The 19276-nt window shown below is 59.6% G+C and carries 13 protein-coding genes and 2 pseudogenes; 14 read left to right on the top strand and 1 reads right to left on the bottom strand.

Going from position 1 to position 19276, the window contains the following annotated elements; genetic code table 11:
- Positions 1 to 125 precede the first annotated feature (125 nt).
- The 11 genes and pseudogenes from BM344_RS02765 to BM344_RS17785 form a co-directional block, all read left to right on the top strand.
- The gene (locus BM344_RS02765; RefSeq protein ID WP_139229621.1) at positions 126 to 1259 is read left to right on the top strand and encodes a ShlB/FhaC/HecB family hemolysin secretion/activation protein; all 1134 of its coding nucleotides are present in this window, start codon (positions 126 to 128) and stop codon (positions 1257 to 1259) included.
- A 118-nt stretch (positions 1260 to 1377) separates the two neighbouring features.
- Positions 1378 to 2925, top strand: a complete 1548-nt coding sequence (locus tag BM344_RS02760; RefSeq protein ID WP_228143536.1) for a glucan biosynthesis protein — start codon at positions 1378 to 1380, stop codon at positions 2923 to 2925.
- A gap of 21 nt (positions 2926 to 2946) precedes the next feature.
- A complete protein-coding gene (locus BM344_RS02755; RefSeq protein ID WP_091985741.1) occupies positions 2947 to 3231 on the top strand; it encodes a hypothetical protein in 285 nt (94 codons plus the stop codon).
- The gene (gene mdoH, locus BM344_RS02750; RefSeq protein WP_091985739.1) at positions 3224 to 5365 is read left to right on the top strand and encodes a glucans biosynthesis glucosyltransferase MdoH; all 2142 of its coding nucleotides are present in this window, start codon (positions 3224 to 3226) and stop codon (positions 5363 to 5365) included. Before BM344_RS02755 ends, mdoH begins: the two co-directional genes overlap by 8 nt.
- 32 nt (positions 5366 to 5397) lie before the next feature.
- On the top strand, positions 5398 to 6993 hold the full coding sequence (locus tag BM344_RS02745; RefSeq protein ID WP_091985737.1) for a glucan biosynthesis protein: 1596 nt from the start codon (positions 5398 to 5400) through the stop codon (positions 6991 to 6993).
- Between the two features lie 110 nt (positions 6994 to 7103).
- Positions 7104 to 7784, top strand: coding sequence for a GntR family transcriptional regulator (locus BM344_RS02740; RefSeq protein ID WP_091985734.1), 681 nt, complete (start codon positions 7104 to 7106; stop codon positions 7782 to 7784).
- Between the two features lie 18 nt (positions 7785 to 7802).
- Positions 7803 to 8690: a methylisocitrate lyase gene (prpB, locus tag BM344_RS02735; RefSeq protein WP_091990722.1), complete on the top strand. Its 888-nt coding sequence runs from the start codon at positions 7803 to 7805 to the stop codon at positions 8688 to 8690.
- Positions 8691 to 8725: 35 nt separating this feature from the next.
- Complete coding sequence (gene prpC, locus BM344_RS02730) at positions 8726 to 9856, top strand: bifunctional 2-methylcitrate synthase/citrate synthase (RefSeq protein WP_091985731.1); 1131 nt, start codon at positions 8726 to 8728, stop codon at positions 9854 to 9856.
- On the top strand, positions 9853 to 12450 hold the full coding sequence (acnD, locus tag BM344_RS02725) for a Fe/S-dependent 2-methylisocitrate dehydratase AcnD (protein ID WP_091985729.1): 2598 nt from the start codon (positions 9853 to 9855) through the stop codon (positions 12448 to 12450). The genes prpC and acnD overlap by 4 nt, the downstream gene beginning before the upstream one ends.
- A complete protein-coding gene (prpF, locus tag BM344_RS02720) occupies positions 12447 to 13616 on the top strand; it encodes a 2-methylaconitate cis-trans isomerase PrpF (RefSeq protein ID WP_091985726.1) in 1170 nt (389 codons plus the stop codon). The genes acnD and prpF overlap by 4 nt, the downstream gene beginning before the upstream one ends.
- Before the next feature lie 272 nt (positions 13617 to 13888).
- A pseudogene (locus tag BM344_RS17785) lies at positions 13889 to 14434 on the top strand (Npun_F0296 family exosortase-dependent surface protein); the annotation flags it as partial.
- Positions 14435 to 14534: 100 nt separating this feature from the next.
- On the opposite strand, the pseudogene BM344_RS17760 reads toward BM344_RS17785, so the two are convergent.
- Positions 14535 to 14630 (bottom strand): annotated as a pseudogene (locus tag BM344_RS17760) (PEP-CTERM sorting domain-containing protein); the annotation flags it as partial.
- A 908-nt stretch (positions 14631 to 15538) separates the two neighbouring features.
- Here BM344_RS17760 and prpD point away from each other — a divergent pair.
- The 3 genes from prpD (at position 15539) to BM344_RS02695 (ending at position 19275) form a co-directional block, all read left to right on the top strand.
- Complete coding sequence (gene prpD, locus BM344_RS02705) at positions 15539 to 17023, top strand: 2-methylcitrate dehydratase (protein ID WP_091985717.1); 1485 nt, start codon at positions 15539 to 15541, stop codon at positions 17021 to 17023.
- 132 nt (positions 17024 to 17155) lie between these two features.
- On the top strand, positions 17156 to 18568 hold the full coding sequence (locus tag BM344_RS02700; RefSeq protein ID WP_091985715.1) for a TIGR03013 family XrtA/PEP-CTERM system glycosyltransferase: 1413 nt from the start codon (positions 17156 to 17158) through the stop codon (positions 18566 to 18568).
- A 62-nt stretch (positions 18569 to 18630) separates the two neighbouring features.
- Positions 18631 to 19275, top strand: a complete 645-nt coding sequence (locus BM344_RS02695; RefSeq protein WP_091985713.1) for an XrtA/PEP-CTERM system exopolysaccharide export protein — start codon at positions 18631 to 18633, stop codon at positions 19273 to 19275.
- The last annotated feature ends 1 nt before the right edge of the window (position 19276 follow it).

Raw genomic sequence — 19276 nt, 5'->3', positions numbered from 1 at the left:
ACTGGTTTGGCTGAACATTAAAATTGTAAGTTTTGGAAAGCTGGGGTGGTCTGAGGACCGGCAGTCTTTTAGAGTGACGATACTCTTTCCCCCGGCCCGAGACGTTTGCGTTGCGTAAGTACGGTTTGCTTGCACTTATTTGGTGCGCTCCTGCCAGTGCGGTCTCACTGGCGGACGCGGTACCCGAGAACCTGGCAGTCTGGACACAGTATCCGGAAAGCCTGCTTCGATCCGTTACCCACTACCTGGCCTCCACGCTGCAGTTCTCGGGCGATTCCGTTCACACCGATGAGTCGGCCAACGGAAGGCTCCGTATGGCCGGCAACGACATGATCCTCTCCCGCCACGATATTGCCCTGGACTTCGAGGATTCGGTGTCCCGAACCGAGGGCGGCGAATGGCAGTCTCTGGCGTTACGCTACGGGTTTCCGGTGGGCGGCGTCGATTTTGATCTGACTGTGAAAGAAACCGACCAGCACCTGGTGACTACCCGCTCGGGCCAGCAGCTGGATACCCGGGTTGATTACCGGGGCCTCGATCTTTCCGGCAGTCGGGCGCTGTGGTCCTGGAAGGGGTTTGAAGTGGATGGCGTGTTCAGCCATGCCACCGGCACCAGTGACTGGTTTGAGGAGTCCTCCTGGACATCGGAAACAGACCACCAGCTTTCCAGCCTTGCGCTGCGGTGTTCAGGGCAGCGGGAACTGGCGGGCGGCTTCCGGGCGGGCTCCACGGCGGTTGCGCTGGCGGGATTCGAGAGGCTCGAAACCGCAACCTCGACCGACATCAGCGAGCAGTCCGCGGGGTTCTACCGGGTCACACTGGGGGCATCGCTCAATCGCTCGTGGCATGCCTGGGATCTGGGCATTCAGGGCCGCTACCAGGTAGCGCCGCCGCAACTGGCTTCGTCAGAGTACCTCCAGATTGCAGGGCCCGCCATGATGCACGGGTTCAATGGCCAGTCGATGCACGTGGCCGAGGGCGGGTGGCTGCGCATGAATGCCCGGAGCCCGGGTTACGCCATTCCCTTCACATCAGCGCTTAATTCCCGCGTCACCTTTTCTGTGCTGAGAGGATGGGCGCCGGCCCGTACGACAGGCCTGAGAAGGTTCGAGGCCAGCTCCGGAGAAATTGCCCTGCAGCTCGAAGGCCGGGGCTTTAACGCCAGCATGAGTGTTGGCCAGATTCTCGACCTCTCCGGTGAGGCGATGGAGCGCCCGGACACTCCCGACGTCTCCCTTTCCCTGTCCATGGTCATGTAAGCCCACCCAGAGCTACCCGCCACAGAACAATCCTTTCAAGGCGTTACGAAGATGTCACTTGAGGCGATGCCAACACCAGGTGCTACATTCTTCTCATGGCACGGAAAGGATTTTCTGCATGAAAGGTTCAGGACTACCGAAACCCCACCTGGTGGCGCTTTTGCTACTGGCGCTGCCTTCGATGGTGAGCGCATTCAGCTTTGACGATGTGCTCAGCAAGGCGGAGAAGCTGGCGGGTAGTGACTATCAGGCGCCCCCGAGGGCACCGGAGTTTCTCCGTACGCTCGATTACTCCACCTATCAGACCATTGGCTTCAAACCCGAGGCTCGCCTCTGGCAGAGCGGGCGCTCCCGCTTTCAGGTAGCGATGGTCGCCCAGGGTGCTCATTACCGGCACCCGGTGACCATCAACCAGATCGATAGCGAGGGAGTGAAGCCGGTCGGTTTTGATCGCACAGACTTTACCTACCCCAATCCCGAACTCGCCAAACGTATTCCCGCAGACCTTGGTTACGCCGGGTTCCGGCTGTTTTTTACCCCTGGGAAGGCATCCGCTGGTGAGCCGTTCATGGTGTTTGCCGGCAACAGCTACTTTCGCGCCGTTGGCAAGGACCAGCGGTTTGGCCTGTCCGCTCGGGGTATCTCGGTGGACACCGGTTTGCCGTCGGGTGAGGAATTTCCTTCGTTCAAGGAGTTCTGGATTGAACGACCGGCCGCCGGAAGCGAGACGTTGGTGGTGTACGGACTGCTTGATGGCCCCAGCCTCACCGGGGCCTACCGGTTTGTGATCCGGCCTGGCGAAAGCACGCGTGTGGATGTGACGGCAGAGCTTTTCTTCCGGGAGGACATTGAACAGCTGGGCCTTGCGCCGCTGACCTCCATGTTCTATTTCGGCGAAAACTCGGTGCCGCCCAGGGGAGAGTGGCGGCCCCAGGCGCACGACTCAGACGGCCTGCTGATTCACGACGGCAAGTCCGGAGAGTGGCTCTGGCGGCCGCTGGTCAATCCGGCCCAATTGCATCTGAGCTTTCATCAGGTTGAGGAACTGGCAGGGTTCGGGCTGATGCAACGGGATCGTGCGTTTCACCAATTTCAGGACAGCGAGGCGCGCTACGATCTGCGTCCCAGCGCCTGGGTTCGGCCCAGCGAATCCTGGGAAGCCGGTTCGGTGGTCCTGGTGGAGATCCCCTCCGGCGCGGAAACCAACGACAACATCGTTGCCTTCTGGCGACCGGCCGAGAAAATCAAGGCGGGCGGGAGGAAACGCTTCGAGTACGAATTGAAGTTTGGTGCCCCGGATATTGCGGGCCACCCCTCCGGCCGCGCCGTTCACACGTTTCTGGGCCGGGAGTCACCCGGAAGCGAACCGGAAGATCTGGGCGCCTACCGGTTTATCGTTGATTTCCGGGGTCGGGAGCTCAGTTCCCTGAAGGCCGGGGCGCCGGTGGTCAGCGAGGTAAGCGCGAACGGGGGCGCAGAGGTGGTGGAGCACTTTGTGGAGTACGTACCTGCCAGTGATGTCTGGAGGTTATCGGTGTTGGTCCGCCCGCCCGCTGACAAGGCGTTGTCGTTGCGAGGCTTCCTGAGTCTCGAGGGCGAGCCATTAACCGAAACCTGGACCTATTCGCCGGGGCCGTCTTCGGGAATATCCGGAGCTCCAGACTGAACGGTAAAAAAAGGAGTCTTGATGAACGTTGACGTGCTGCATCTGACCCTGATCCGGACATCCGGTTACCTGGTGGCCTCCGGGGTTCCGATGACCACGGCCAATTGCCGAACCTTGCTGGCCATGATTGACCGCCTTCTCTCCGAACTGGAGGCGGCCGGCGTTGCGGAAGAAGATCTCGAAAACCGACTGCTCCTCATGGCCATGGATCGTCTTCCCTTTGAGTTCCCATTCCCCAACAGCCAACCGCCTGAAGCGACTCCTGCGCTCTCACGCGGAAGCATCGGGTACGCCGCTCATGTCTGAGGTTGCTGCGGAGATGCCGCTGCGGGCGCATCGTTGGCGCCATATCGCCTTTTTTCGCAGAACCCTGTTGATTCTCTTCGTGCTGGGGCAAACGGCGGTGGCCAGTTACTACCTGCTCTGGGTGCTGCCGTATCACGGCGGAACCTGGGTCGAGATCGGCATGACCGCGCTTTTCGCCATTCTTTACGCATGGATTGCTGTTGGCTTCTGGACGGCCGTGTTCGGGTTTTTTCTGCGTCTTACGGGTGGGGACAGGCACGCGCTGTTGCGACGCCACTCGGAGGAAATCCTGACAGCCACTCCGCTGGCGAAAACTGCCATTGTCCTGCCGATCTACCATGAACCCGTACAGTGGACCCTCAGTGGGCTCAGGGCTGTATACCGGGACATAGAGCGCACAGGGCTGATCGAGCACTTCGAGTTCTACATTCTTTCCGACAGTCGCGATCCGGATGTCTGGCTCGAGGAGCAGCGGGTGTGGGCGGAGCTGGTCAGCGAACTGGGGGCCGAAGGGCGCCTGTTCTATCGGCGACGATCAGTCAATCTCAACTACAAGAGTGGTAATGTTGCGGATTTCCTCCGCCGCTGGGGGCGCCGCTGCCGGTATATGGTGGTGCTGGACGCCGACAGCCTGCTTGCCGGTGACACCATCGTGCGCATGGTGCGGCTGATGGAGAGGGAGCCGGGCGTCGGCATTCTGCAGACCAATCCCACGATCATCAATGCCGAGTCTTTTTTCGCTCGTATCCAGCAGTTTGCCAATCGGTTCTATTCCACCCTGTTTGCCACGGGGCTTTCGGCCATCCAGATGGGCGATGCGGCCTTCTGGGGCCATAACGCCATCCTGAGAATCGAGCCGTTCATGAAGCATTGTGGCCTCCCCAAACTACGCGGCCCCGGCATATTTGGGGGCCCGATCATGAGCCATGACTTTGTGGAAGCGGCCTTCATGGGCAGGGCCGGGTACGAGGTTTGGCTGGAAACCGGGCTGGGCAACAGCTTTGAAGAGTCGCCGCCCACCCTGGAAGATGAGCTGACGCGAGACTTTCGTTGGGCGAAGGGCAATCTTCAACACCTCTGGGTGATGTTGCGGGAACCGGGTCTGCGATTTGCGCATCGAATGGCGTTTCTCAACGGCGCCATGGCCTACCTGGCTTCGCCCCTGTGGCTAGGGTTTCTGGTTCTCACCACGATTGAAGCTGCGCGGATGACCCTGGCTCCGATCGAATACTTTCCCGAGGGTCATCAGGGGCCGTTCCCGCTCTGGCCCGAGTGGCGGCCAGGCTGGGCGCTGATCCTGGCCCTGAGTACCTTTGCGCTGCTGTTCCTGCCAAAGTTCCTGGCCCTGCTGGATGCCCTGTGCCACCGCTACGCCCGTGATTTCGGCGGGTTCCTGAAGTTGTTCGGGAGCGTATTGCTGGAAATTGTGATCTCGATTCTGCTGGCGCCGGTAAGAATGTGGGCACACAGCCGGCACGTACTGGTGGCGTTGTTCGGCCTTTCTCTGTCCTGGGCCGGCCAGAACCGTACCGAGGAAACCACCTGGCGCAAAGCGTTGGCGGCCCAGTTCCCTGGAATGCTGGTGGGCGGCTGCTGGTCGGCGTTTGCCTGGAGCCTGGATACCATGTTCTTCCTGTGGTCTCTGCCCGTAGCCATTCCGCTGCTTCTGGCAGCACCGACCGCGGTTTTTATCAGCCGGAGGGGGCCCGGCGATGCACTCCGGGGGTTCGATCTGTTGCGAGTGCCGGAGGAGAAAGAGCCTCTCCGGCCCATGCTCGCAGACGCTCGCAGGTTTCGCCAGGAGCGAGGGTCCAGTGATGCCTGGCCTCCGTTCGAGCAGGTCGTGCTGGACCCTCATTTGAATCGTCTGCATCAGGCGCTGGCGCGCGATCATCGCAGGGGGCCAAGGCGCAAGCACCTTGAGACAGCGGTTGCCCGGTGCCTTGCGGACGGGCCCGAGGTGCTCAATCGCAGCGAGCTGAGCAGCATTGCCCGCGACAGGCAATCCCTCGCCGCGTTGCACGAGGGCGCCTGGCGCGCGCCCGACAACAGTTACTGGGGCCAGCGCCTGCGAAGGAAATCACTCCAGGGAAGTGTTGGATCATTGGCGCAACCGGAAGGTGGGGCGACATGAATCAGGTGAGCAGAAAAGACGGAGGAGCCGGGATGGACAAAATTGAGAGGCGACGGGTGTTGAAGGTTCTGGCGGCGCTAGTCGGCAGCAGTGCAGTACCACTGGCGCCAACGGTGTTCGGGGCCAGGGTCAAATCGGTAGCCGGTGGCGAGGGCCAGCCTTTCAGTTATGCCTGGTTGAAGGGCCACGCCCGGGAGTTGGCCGGGAAGGAGTACGTTTCTCACAAGGGTGAATTGCCGCCGTCTCTGAAAACACTGTCGTGGGACGATTACCAGGCCATTCGCTTTCGCGAGGATCAGGCACTCTGGCGTGACAGTGACAGCGCTTTTCAGGTTCAGCTCTTCCACCTGGGGCTTTATTTTCAGGAACCGGTGAAAATCCATGAAGTGGAGGAAGGGCAGGCCCGTCAGTTGGCCTATCAACCCGACCTTTTCGACTACGAGGGCGAGCAGCCGCTTGGCGACCTCCCGGAAGATCTGGGCTATGCCGGCTTCCGCGTCCACTATCACAACAACTTTTCGCTCGATCTGGCGGCGTTCCTGGGTGCCAGTTATTTTCGGGCGGTGGGTTCGGAAATGCAGTACGGCATGTCGGCCCGTGGGCTTGCCATTGATACCGGCATGAACCGGGAGGAGGAATTTCCCCGGTTCTCGGAGTTCTGGCTGGAAAAACCGGCGCCGGGAAGTCAGGTGATGCGGGTCTGGGCCCTGCTGGATTCGCCGAGCGTCACCGGCGCCTATGCGTTTGTACTGGACCCGGGCCGTAATATGGTGATGGACGTGGATGCCGCACTGTACCCGCGTCGGGAGATCACCCGTGCCGGCATTGCGCCGCTGACCAGCATGTATCAGGTGGGCGAGAACAGCCAGCGTATGGATTACGATTGGCGCCCGGAAATTCACGATTCCGATGGCCTGTCGTTGCTCACCGGCGCCGGGGAATGGCTGTGGCGGCCCCTGGTGAATCCGGGCAGCCTGCGCTTCAACAGCTTCCAGGACAACAACCCGGGTGGCTTCGGTCTGTTACAGCGTGATCGCAACTTCGACCACTACCAGGACGACGGCGTCTTCTACGATCGTAGGCCGAGTGTCTGGGTGCAGCCCAAAGGAGACTGGGGCAAGGGCAGTGTGGATCTCGTAGAGATTCCGACGGTGGATGAAACCTTCGACAACATCGTTGCCTTCTGGCATCCCCAGGAAGCTATGCAGCCAGGCCAGGAATATCTCTACAGCTATCGCCTCCACTGGGGTGCCGAGCCACCGGTTCGTCCCAGGGAGCTGGCCACGGTGCAGGCCACGCGCACCGGACTGGGCGGGGTTGTGGGCCAGAAACGCGAGTACTTTTCCTGGCGTTTTGCCGTGGACTTTGCCGGCGGAGCGCTGGAGATGCTTCGCAAGGGCGCGGAGGTGGAACCCGTGATTAGCGTCAGCCGTGGCGATGTGGAAATCACCTCGGCCCGGCCATTGTCAGCAATCAATGGCTACCGGGCCATGTTTGACCTGGTGCCCGATGACTCACAGGAGCCCATTAATATCCGCCTTTACCTGCGTCTGGGCGACGAGGCGCTGACGGAAACCTGGCTTTACCAGTATTCGCCGCCTCCGGTTTCGGAGCGCCGGCTCTACTGAGGGAATCCCCGGATGTTTACAATTCCGGGGTTCCCCTCCTTTGTATTGTTGACAATCTATAGATCCAGGCGTAGATTTGCGCAAAATAACCTGGGTTTTGTTGACAAACTATGCCTGAAATCCTGTCTCCTACCTACACGCGTGCTGACGAAGCCTTCGATTGTCTGCAAACGGCCATCGTGAAGGGCGATCTGGCTCCCGGTGAGAAAATCGGCGAGCTGGAGCTGTGTTCCCGTTTCAACCTTACCCGCGGCCCCCTGAGGGAAGCTCTGGGGCGCCTTGAATCCCGGGGCCTGCTGGTGCGGCGACCCCATGCGGGTGTAAAGGTGGTTTCTGTCAGTGCGTCCGAGCTAATGGAGTTGTACCGCATCCGGGAAGTGATGGAGGGCCTCGCCGCCCGCCAGGCGGCAGAGCGCATGACCGACCAGGAGATTGCCGACCTTCAGGCCACCCTCGACAGCCACGAGCGCATGATTGACGAAGCCCAGGGGCAAGCCTACTACCAGGCGGAGGGCGACTACGACTTTCACCACCGTATTGCCACCGGCAGCCGCAACGCCAAGCTGGCCCAGATGCTTTTGGGCGACCTGTATTACATGGTGCGCATGTACCGTTACCGGCTCAGCACCTCCACCGGACGTCCCCAGCGGGCGCTTGGTGAACACCGCCGTATCGTCGAGGCCATCGCCCAGCGCGACGGCGAGCTCGCCGAATTTCTGATGAAACGCCATATCAACGCCGCGCGACAGAACATCGAGAAAAAGATCCAGGAAGGCGAAATCTCCATTTAAATGAAAGAGGCCAACACCATGTCCAACAAACTCAGCCCCGGCGCCTGTTTCCGTAAGGCACTGAAAGAGAATCAGCCCCTGCAGATTGTCGGCACCATCAATGCCTACGCCGCGATGATGGCCGAGAAGGTCGGCCACCAGGCCATCTACCTCTCCGGCGGCGGGGTAGCCAACGCGTCCTACGGTCTGCCAGACCTGGGCATGACCACCATGAACGACGTAGTGGAGGACGTTCGCCGGATTACCGCCGCCACTGATGTGCCGCTGCTGGTAGACATCGACACCGGTTGGGGTGGCGCCTTCAACATCGCCCGCACGATTCGCGAGATGGAACGCGCCGGCGCTGCCGCTGTCCATATCGAGGACCAGGTTGCCCAGAAACGCTGTGGCCACCGCCCGAACAAAGAAATTGTCTCCCAGGAGGAAATGGTCGATCGCATCAAAGCGGCCGTGGATGCCCGCGAGGACGACGATTTCTTCATCATGGCCCGTACCGACGCGTTCCAGAAGGAAGGCCTTGAAGCCGCCATCGAACGCGCCAAGGCCTGCATCGACGCCGGTGCCGACGGCATCTTCGCCGAGGCGGTTACCGAACTGGAGCACTACAAGGCGTTCTCTGAAGCCCTGGACGTGCCTATCCTGGCCAACATCACCGAATTTGGTGCCACACCGCTGTACAACCGCAAGGAACTGGCCGAGGCCGGCGCCGACATGGTTCTGTACCCGCTCAGCGCCTTCCGTGCCATGAACAAGGCGGCCCTGACCGTTTACCAGAACATTCTGGAGAAGGGCGACCAGAAAGACGTGGTAGACCTGATGCAGACCCGCATGGAGCTGTACGATTTTCTGAACTACCACGAGTTCGAGCAGAAGCTGGACGAGCTTTTCAAGCAGAGCAAAGGTTAACAACAGATTCACTGTTTTGATGGGGGAGAACAACCATGGCTGAAGCAAAACAACTGAGCGGCGCGGGCCTTCGTGGCCAAGTAGCCGGCGAAACGGCCCTGTGTACAGTAGGCAAAAGCGGCGCAGGCCTGACTTATCGCGGCTATGACATCGCCGACCTGGCGGAAAAGGCCCAGTTTGAGGAAATCGCTTATCTCCTGCTGCGCGGCAAACTGCCGAACCGCCAGGAGCTGGACGCCTACGTCAAGAAACTGCATAGCATGCGTGGCCTGCCATATGCCCTGAAATCCGTACTGGAGCACATTCCCAAGGACGCCCACCCGATGGATGTGATGCGTACCGGCTGCTCCATGCTGGGCAACCTGGAAACCGAGGAAGATTTCAGCGAGCAGGACGACAAGATCGACCGCATGCTGGCGGTGTTCCCGTCCATCATCACCTACTGGTACCGGTTCGCCCACGAAGGGGTACGCATCGAAACCGAGAGCGACGTGGATTCCATCGGCGGCCATTTCCTGGAGCTCCTGCACGGCAAGAAGCCCAGCGAGCTGCACGAGCGGGTGATGAATGTCTCGCTGATCCTGTACGCAGAGCACGAGTTTAACGCCTCCACCTTTACCGCCCGCGTGTGCGCCTCAACGCTGTCGGACATTCACAGCTGTGTGACCGGCGCCATCGGCTCACTCCGTGGGCCGCTCCATGGCGGTGCCAACGAAGCGGCCATGGCCCTGATCCAGAAGTTCAAGACCCCGGATGAGGCCGAGCAGGGCCTGCTGGGCATGCTGGAGCGCAAGGAAAAAATCATGGGCTTCGGCCACGCGATCTACAAGGAATCCGACCCGCGCAACGCCATCATCAAGCAGTGGTCGAAGAAGCTGGCGGAAGAAGTGGGCGATACCGTGCTGTACCCGGTGTCCGAGCGCTGTGAAGAAGTGATGTGGCGCGAGAAGAAGCTGTTCTGCAACGCCGACTTCTTCCACGCCTCGGCCTATCATTTCATGGGCATCCCCACCGAGCTGTTCACGCCCATCTTCGTGATGTCCCGTGTGTCTGGCTGGGCCGCCCACGTGAAAGAGCAGCGGGCCAACAATCGCATCATCCGCCCGAGCGCCGATTACACCGGTCCGGCGGACGCGAAATGGGTACCGATTGAGGAGCGCCCATGAACACCGACTACCGTAAACCCCTTCCAGGTACCGACCTGGACTATTTCGACACCCGCCAGGCCGTGGAGGACATCCAGGCCGGCGCGTATGACAAACTGCCGTACACCTCCAAGATCCTGGCCGAGCAGCTGGTGCGCCGTTGCGACCCGGCCATGCTGACCGATTCCCTGAAGCAGCTGATCGAGCGTCGCCGCGACCTGGACTTCCCCTGGTATCCGGCCCGCGTGGTGTGCCACGACATCCTCGGACAGACCGCGCTGGTGGACCTGGCCGGCCTGCGGGACGCCATCGCCGAGAAGGGCGGTGACCCGGCCAAGGTCAACCCGGTGGTGCCCACACAGCTGATCGTGGACCACTCCCTGGCCGTTGAGCACGCAGGCTTCGAGAAAGACGCGTTCGAGAAGAACCGCCAGATTGAAGACCGCCGTAACGACGACCGCTTCCACTTCATCAACTGGACCAAGACCGCGTTCAAGAACGTGGACGTGATTCCTCCGGGCAACGGCATCATGCACCAGATCAACCTGGAGAAGATGTCGCCGGTGGTGCAGAACCGCAATGGTGTCGCTTTCCCGGATACCTGTGTGGGCACCGACAGCCACACCCCTATGGTGGATGCCCTGGGCGTTATTTCCGTCGGTGTGGGCGGCCTGGAAGCCGAAAGCGTGATGCTGGGCCGCGCTTCCATGATGCGTCTGCCGGACATCGTCGGCGTTGAGCTCACCGGCAAGCTGCAGCCGGGCATTACCGGTACCGACATGGTGCTGGCGATCACCGAGTTCCTGCGCAAGGAGCGCGTCGTGGGCGCCTACCTGGAGTTCTACGGTGAAGGGGCCGACAGCCTCTCCGTGGGCGACCGGGCTACCATCTCCAACATGACTCCGGAGTACGGTGCCACTGCTGCGATGTTTTACATCGACGGCCAGACCATCGACTACCTGAAGCTGACCGGACGTGAAGACGATCAGGTGGCTCTGGTTGAGAAGTATGCGAAAGAAACTGGCCTCTGGGCCGACAGCATGAAGAACGCCGAGTACGAGCGCGTGCTGAAGTTTGATCTTTCCAAGGTGACTCGCACCCTCGCGGGCCCTTCCAACCCGCACGCGCACCTGCCTACCTCCGAGCTGGCCGAGCGCGGCATTGCTGGTGAGTGGGAACAGGAAGAGGGCAAGATGCCGGATGGCGCCTGCATCATCGCCGCCATCACCAGCTGCACCAACACCAGTAACCCCCGGAACATGGTGGCCGCTGGCCTGATTGCCCGGAACGCCAACAAGCTGGGCCTGAACCGCAAGCCCTGGGTGAAGACTTCCCTGGCGCCGGGTTCCAAGACCGTCAAGATGTACCTGGAAGAGGCCAACCTGCTGCCAGAACTGGAGCAGCTGGGTTTCGGTGTGGTGGCCTTTGCCTGCACCACCTGTAACGGCATGAGCGGTGCCCTGGACCCGAAAATCCAGCAGGAGATCATTGACCGGGATCTCTACTCAACCGCGGTGCTTTCCGGTAACCGGAACTTCGATGGCCGCATACACCCCTACGCCAAGCAGGCGTTCCTGGCGTCACCGCCGCTGGTGGTTGCCTACGCGATTGCCGGCACCATCCGCTTTGATATCGAGAAAGATGCGCTGGGCTACGACAAGGACGGCAACCCTGTCACCCTGAAGGACATCTGGCCAGACGATGCGGAAATCGATGCCATCGTGAAATCCAGCGTGAAGCCGGAGCAGTTCCGCAGCACCTACATCCCGATGTTCGACATTACCCGGGATGCCCAGGCCAACACCAACCCGCTGTATGAGTGGCGCCCCCAGAGCACCTACATCCGTCGCCCGCCGTACTGGGAAGGCGCGCTGGCAGGTGAGAAAACCCTCAAGGGCATGCGCCCGCTGGCGGTGTTGCCGGACAACATCACCACGGACCATCTCTCGCCGTCGAACGCGATCCTGATGAACAGCGCGGCCGGTGAATACCTGCACAAGATGGGCGTGCCGGAGGAGGACTTCAACTCCTACGCCACCCACCGGGGCGACCACCTGACCGCCCAGCGGGCCACGTTTGCCAACCCGAAACTGTTCAACGAAATGGTGCGGGACGAGAACGGCAACGTGAAGCAGGGCTCCCTGGCGCGCATCGAGCCGGAAGGCAAGGTCACCCGCATGTGGGAAGCCATCGAGACCTACATGGAGCGCAAGCAGCCGCTGATCATCATCGCCGGCGCCGACTACGGCCAGGGCTCATCCCGTGACTGGGCCGCCAAGGGCGTGGCGTTGGCGGGCGTGGAAGCTATTGTGGCTGAAGGTTTCGAGCGTATTCACCGCACCAACCTGGTGGGTATGGGCGTGATGCCGCTGCAGTTCGAAGAAGGCACCACCCGCAATACCCTGGCCATCGACGGCACCGAAACCTACGACGTGGAAGGCTCACCGGCACCGCGCGCCGAGCTGACGCTGGTGATCCATCGCAAGAACGGCAGCACCGAGCGGGTGCCCGTGATCTGCAGACTGGATACCGCCGAGGAAGTGTCCATCTACAAGGCCGGTGGCGTGCTGCAACGCTTTGCCCAGGACTTCCTGGAGTCTGAGGGGGCCGCATGACACACGCGCCGCAAATCCGAATCCCCGCCACGTACATGCGTGGCGGCACCTCCAAAGGCGTGTTCTTCCGGCTGCAGGACCTGCCGGAAGCCGCCCAGGTGCCGGGCGATGCCCGCGATAAACTGCTGCTGCGCGTAATCGGCAGCCCCGACCCGTACCAGAAGCAGATCGACGGTATGGGCGGGGCCACCTCCAGCACCAGCAAAACCGTCATCCTGGCCGAGCCCACCGTGCCGGATCACGACGTGGACTACCTGTTCGGGCAGGTCTCCATCGACAAGCCCTTTGTGGACTGGAGCGGCAACTGTGGCAACCTCACGGCTGCTGTGGGCGCTTTTGCCATCAACAGCGGCTTCGTGGCCCAAGACCGGATCCCCGAGAACGGCACCTGCACCGTGCGCATCTGGCAGGCCAACATCAAAAAGACCATCGTCGCCCATATTCCCATTACCAACGGCGAAGTGCAGGAAACCGGCGACTTCGAGCTGGACGGCGTGACTTTCCCGGCCGCCGAGGTGCAGGTGGAATTCATGGACCCGGCCGACGGCGAGGGCGCCATGTTTCCCACCGGCAATCTGGTGGACGATCTGGAGGTGCCGGGCGTCGGCACCCTGAAAGCCACCATGATCAACGCCGGCATCCCCACCATCTTTGTGAACGCCGAAGACATCGGCTACACAGGTACCGAACTCCAGGATCACATCAACTCCGATCCCCAGGCCCTGGCCCGGTTCGAAACCATCCGTGCCCACGGTGCGGTCAAGATGGGGCTGATCCAGAACATCGAAGAAGCCGCCAATCGCCAGCACACACCGAAGGTGGCCTTCGTGGCGAAGCCGTCTGATTACGTATCCTCAAGCGGCAAGCACATCGGCGCCGGAGACGTGGATGTACTGGTGCGGGCCCTGTCCATGGGCAAGCTGCACCACGCCATGATGGGTACCGCAGCGGTGGCCATTGCGACAGCATCGGCGGTTCCGGGGACACTGGTGAACCTGGCGGCTGGCGGTGGTGACCGTACGCACGTGACCTTTGGGCATCCCTCCGGCACCTTGCGTGTGGGGGCGGAAGCCAAACAGGTTGACGGGCAATGGACGGCGACCAAGGCGATCATGAGCCGGAGTGCCCGGGTGTTGATGGAAGGTTGGGTGAGGGTGCCCCAGTAATCCGGGAGTGTCGGGTTGCTTTACACTTCGGTCAAGCACCCTCACATTGCTGTTTTGTAACGCGCTGTTTTTTCGTGACACTGCCCAAGGTGGCACGAAACGCGCGTTAAGACCTCGCGAATCCCGTTTTCGGGAATTCTGACAAACAGGAATAGTGGGGTCACAACATGAAGTATGGAAAACTAGTCGCCGCTGTGGCAACAGCAGGTTTGTTGGCAAGTGGCAGTGCGAATGCCCTCTTGATTACCGTTGAAGCTGGAGGCGTATACAACAGCAGCGTTTCCGGCATTACTGAAATTGACTTCAGCAGCGGGTGTACTTACGCGGGTGGCTGCTCTGGCAGCTTCGACGTTGTCACTGGCAGCGTAAGTGGCCAGTACGCAGCACCGTTTAACCTGGGCTCTGATAACCCGTACCTGACAGTGCCGGCACCTTACACCAGTGCACAGTCCGCAACTCTGGACCCGGGTGGCAGCTACAATTATTTCGGTCTTTTCTGGGGCTCGATTGATAACTACAACTCAATCAAGTTTTCCAACTCGGTCTCGGGAGAAGATTGGACTGTAACCGGTCTGGATCTTCAAACGGTTGATCCGAACATTCTGGTGCAAGGCAATCAGGTTAGCCTGAACGACAATCGCTACGTCAATTTCTTCTTTGGCGCGATGTCTTTCGACACCATTGAACTGATCAGCACCAGCAAAGCGTTCGAAACCGATAACCATACCTTTGCGCAGGTTCCGGAGCCGGCCACCTTCGCGCTGCTCGGCCTGGGCCTGATGGGGTTGGGGCTCAGGGGCCGCAAGCGTAAAGCCTGATTGCTCTATTTGCTCCCAAAGTAAAGAAGCCATTCAGATCCTGTCTGAATGGCTTCTTTGTTTTAGGACGTTACATCAACTGTGCTGGACATCCACTCGCTCAGGCAGAGCGTGAGAAAAGCCGGCGTCTGGCTCCCAGCCCAAGCAAGCCAAGACCCAGCAGTGCCAGGGTAGCAGGCTCCGGTACCGGGGTGGGCGTTACCTGCTCGGCATCACCAATCACCATGTCGTCGAAGGCGAACAGATCGCCACCGCCGGCGTTGGTAAATTCAATGCTGGTGAAGGACTGCGCCAGGTCGTAGAACCCGAAGAACAGAGTTGCCTGGGCAAAGTTGCCGATACCCAGGGAGTGAGGAACGGTCAGCTCCGTGGTGTCGCCCAGCGTATTGGTCAACTTGAGCACCATCTGGTTGGTGACAAAGTCGCCAATGTCGATACCGTTGAAGCCGAAAGCACTCACCGGATCGAGAAAATCGATTACGAACGAGCCAGTGCTGACTTCAAGGTATTTTGTACCGGACGTCGCAAACCGTCCAACCGCGGGGGAACCAGCAATGACGCCAGTACCTGTCAGGGTGGCACTCAGGGAGCCACTGCTACCCGGGAAGCTCAGGTTCAACGGGGAACTGCTCCCCGAGGTGAATGATTCAAAGTCCTCGTTTCCGACACCGGTCAGGTTAGCGAGAAAATCCGTGCGCGCCTGCGCGGAATTCGTTCCAAGGACCCCAGCTGTTGAGGTGTCCTCGCCAAAGAAAGTAATAGGAGCGGCCAGAGCACTGGAAGCTCCCCCCATGAGAGCAAGCGCTAGGGAAGCGCCTACAACGTGTCCACCGATTGTCATATTCCTGTTCATTGCTTTCGTCCCTTTAGTGTTTCCACGGTGTATTTCTTGAGTCTTTATGGAGCGTCAATGCCCCTTTACACCGGTGCAAGGTGAGGGCCAACTATGAAAAGTGCATTTATAACAATCAGATAACATGTGTCTTCATGGAGTCATGCCTGAAAATGTTTAATTTCCTGACATATGCTGTGCCAGCTGGCTCTCAGGCGGTCAGCAACTAGACTCTGGAGTAGGCGTCAGGCAACAAGAGGAGGATGGTTCCAATGTCGCAGACCTCAGATTCGAACGAGCGTCCAGACTACGACCAGGTACTGCAGAAAATCGCGGACTATGTGCTGACCTACAACATCGACAGCGAAGAGGCCTGGACCACGGCCAGATATTGCCTGATGGACTCCATTGGCTGTGGATTGCTGGCGCTGAGGTTTCCCGAGTGTTCAAAACATCTTGGTCCCCTGGTGGAGGGCACTCACGTTCCCGATGGCGCCCGTGTCCCGGGCACACCATTCCGCCTGGACCCGGTGAAAGCGGCCTGGGACATCGGCTGCATTATCCGCTGGCTGGATTACAACGACACCTGGCTGGCGGCAGAATGGGGCCACCCCTCCGACAATCTCGGGGCCATTCTGGCCGTTGCCGATCACCTTTCGCGTAAACGTGTGTCAGTAGGCAAGAGCCCTCTGGCCATTCGCGACGTTCTTGAAGCGATGATCATGGCCCATGAGATACAAGGCGTGCTTGCGCTGGAGAACTCATTCAATCGGGTGGGGCTAGACCACGTCGTGCTGGTAAAAGTTGCCTCAACCGCCGTGGCCGCCCGCCTGATGGGCGCCAATCGCGAACAGATGCTTTCGGCACTGTCTCACGCATGGGTAGACGGCCAATCCCTGCGGACCTACCGTCACGCCCCCAATGCCGGCCCCAGGAAATCCTGGGCAGCCGGCGATGCCTCCTCCCGCGGCGTGAGGCTCGCGGACATTGCCGTGCGGGGAGAAACCGGCATTCCAGGTGTGCTGACAGCGCCGCAGTGGGGTTTTTATGACGTTCTGTTCAGCAAAACCAACAAGGACCAGCAACTGAAACCCGAAGACCAGCGTCAGTTTTCCCTGCCTCAGCCTTTCGGCAGTTATGTGATGGAGAACATCCTCTTCAAAATCTCGTTCCCTGCGGAGTTTCATGCCCAGACTGCCGTAGAGGCGGCACTGGCACTGCACCCTGAGGTCAAGGATCGGTTAGAGGACATCGAACGAATAGTCATTACCACCCACGAATCGGCCATCCGGATCATTTCGAAAACCGGAAAACTCGCCAACCCCGCAGATCGGGACCACTGCCTCCAGTACATGACCGCCGTTCCGCTCATTTTCGGAAAACTGGAGGCAGAGCACTATGAAGACGGCTTTCACCAGGCCTATCCGATCATCGATGAGCTGCGAAACAAAATGGAGGTGGTTGAGGATGAGCGTTACAGCCGGGAATATCTGGAGCCGGAAAAGAGATCCATTGCCAATGCCATACAGGTGTTCTTCTCAGATGGTTCCAGTACGCAGCCCGTTGCCGTGGAGTATCCCCTGGGGCACCGGCGCCGCAGAGACGAGGGCATTCCGGAACTGGTGAAGAAATTCGAGACCAATCTGGCGACGCGATTCTCTCGCCAGCAGTGCGCCCGGATTCTTGCTCTGTGTGAGGATCAGAAGGCACTCGAGTCTGTGCCCGTTCACGAATTCATGGATGCTTTGGCTGGCTGACAGGGACCGGGCAAATTGGTGGAATCCTGTCGCTTGCGATTGCAGTAGCCTGAAATTGCAGTAAACTGCTGTTCTTGGCGCTGTATAACGCGGGATGCGTTTTTTATTGCTTGGGTAGCAAAAGGAGTTGGCGTGGCACACGTCAGATTGTTCAGACACTACATACACCTGCCTTTTGTCATTCTCGGGCTGATAGACCTGCTGGTCCTGGCACTGGTCTTTTCGCTTGCTGTTTTCTTCCGGTTCTTCGGTGATCTTCCGTTCTTCTGGGACAACCTCGTTTTTGTCCTGCCCTCAGCGTTGGTATTCGCTGTTCTCTGCCTGATTGTCATGATTGCCCTGGGAGTGCATCAATCCCGGGTTGAGGAAGGCATGTCGGGCATGATGCTCAGAACCATCATGGCGCTGATACTGGCCATTCCCGCCCATGGCTTCGCCTATGTGATTGCCGACCAATGGCTCTGGTATATGGGCAGCTTCGGCCTGCTTACCACCGCCACGGTGCTTTCGGTGTTTGCCCTCGGCGTTGCCCGGGTTCTGTTTTTCAGCATTGTTGGCAAGGAGGCGTTCAAACGCCGGGTGCTGGTGCTGGGCGCGGGCCGCAGGGCCAACCAGTTGCTGGTGGATCTCGAAACACCCTTTAACCGGAAGGGCTTCACGCTCGATGGCTTTGTGCCGCTTCCCGATGAATCGATCGAGGTGGAAGAGCAATACCTCATCAATAACCCTGCCTCGCTCCACGATTACATCCTGAAGCACCCGGTGAGGGAGATCGTTGTTGCGGTAGACGACCGGCGGAAAGGGTTGCCGATGGAGGACCTTCTCGAATGCAAGATGGAAGGTGTCCATATAATTGACGGTGCCAGTTTCTACGAACGAGAGTCCAGGAAAGTGGCGCTTGAGATGATTACCCGTGGCTGGCTGGTCTTTTCCGATGGCTTCACCGTTTCCTCGGTGTATGGCTTCGGCAAAAGGGCGCTGGATATTCTGTCGGCCGGCAGCCTTCTGATTGTCAGTGCGCCCATCATGCTGCTCACGGTTCTGGCCATCAAACTGGAAGATGGATTAAAAGCCCCCGTGCTATATAGCCAGGAGCGGGTTGGTCTTAACAACAAGGTATTTCGAGTGCACAAATTCCGCTCCATGCGGACGGACGCCGAGAAGGATGGCGCCGTATGGGCGAGCAAGAACGATACCCGCGTTACCCGTGTGGGCGAATTCATTCGCAAGGTGCGGATCGACGAGCTGCCACAGATCTTTAACGTGCTCAATGGCACCATGGCATTCGTGGGGCCCCGGCCCGAGCGCCCAGTGTTTGTTCAGCGCCTGACGGAGACGATTCCCTTTTATGGAGAGCGCCACCGGGTAAAGCCGGGGCTTACAGGCTGGGCACAGCTGTGCTTTGCCTACGCGGACAATGAAGAAGACACCCGCGAAAAGCTTCGCTACGATTTGTACTACATAAAAAATCAGAGTTTATTACTTGATCTGTTGATTATAATTCAGACAGTAGAAGTGGTATTGTTCAAAAAAGGATCACGGTAGTTTCGGAAGCACGCCTGGCCCGAAACATGGAAATCAGCACGGACCTCCAGAGAGGAAAAACGATGTCACGGAAGTACTCCCTCCAGGGACTCATACTCGTCCTTTTTTCAGTGGTATTGGTTTCAGGCTGTGCCACCCAGAGTGCCTCTTCGCCGGAGAAGATACAGCGGGCACTGTCGGTGGATGCAAGCACGAGCGTTGACCAGTACATACTCGGCGCCACCGATGTTGTAAGCGTCTCGGTGTGGCGCAATGAAGACCTCAGCATTTCAGTTCCAGTGCGCCCGGATGGCAAGATTTCTGTGCCGCTTGTGGGCGACGTGCAGGCCAGTGGCCGCACCCCTGAGCAACTGGCCAGCGCCATTCGCACCTCACTTTCCGAATACATACGAGAACCGCAGGTGAGCGTGGTTGTTACTTCCATGGGCAGCCACGAGTTCACAGACCGCGTTCGCGTTACCGGCGCCGTGCGTCAGCCCCTGTCTATCCCGCACAGGAGCGGAATGACCGTTCTGGATATTTTCCTGAGCGCGGGCGGCGCCAATGAGTTCGCCGCTCTGAACAATGCGATGCTCTACAGGAAGTTTGAGGGCGAGGTGGTCGCCATTCCGATAGAGCTGGGCGACATCCTGAACGAGGGACAGGTTCGGACGAACTACCTGATGAGGCCTGGCGATATCCTGACCGTGCCCGAGCGAAGCTTCTGAT

Source organism: Marinobacter gudaonensis, from assembly GCF_900115175.1.
Taxonomy (GTDB): domain Bacteria; phylum Pseudomonadota; class Gammaproteobacteria; order Pseudomonadales; family Oleiphilaceae; genus Marinobacter; species Marinobacter gudaonensis.
Note: the sequence above shows the minus strand (reverse complement) of the source record. Positions and strands in the feature narration are given on the sequence as shown.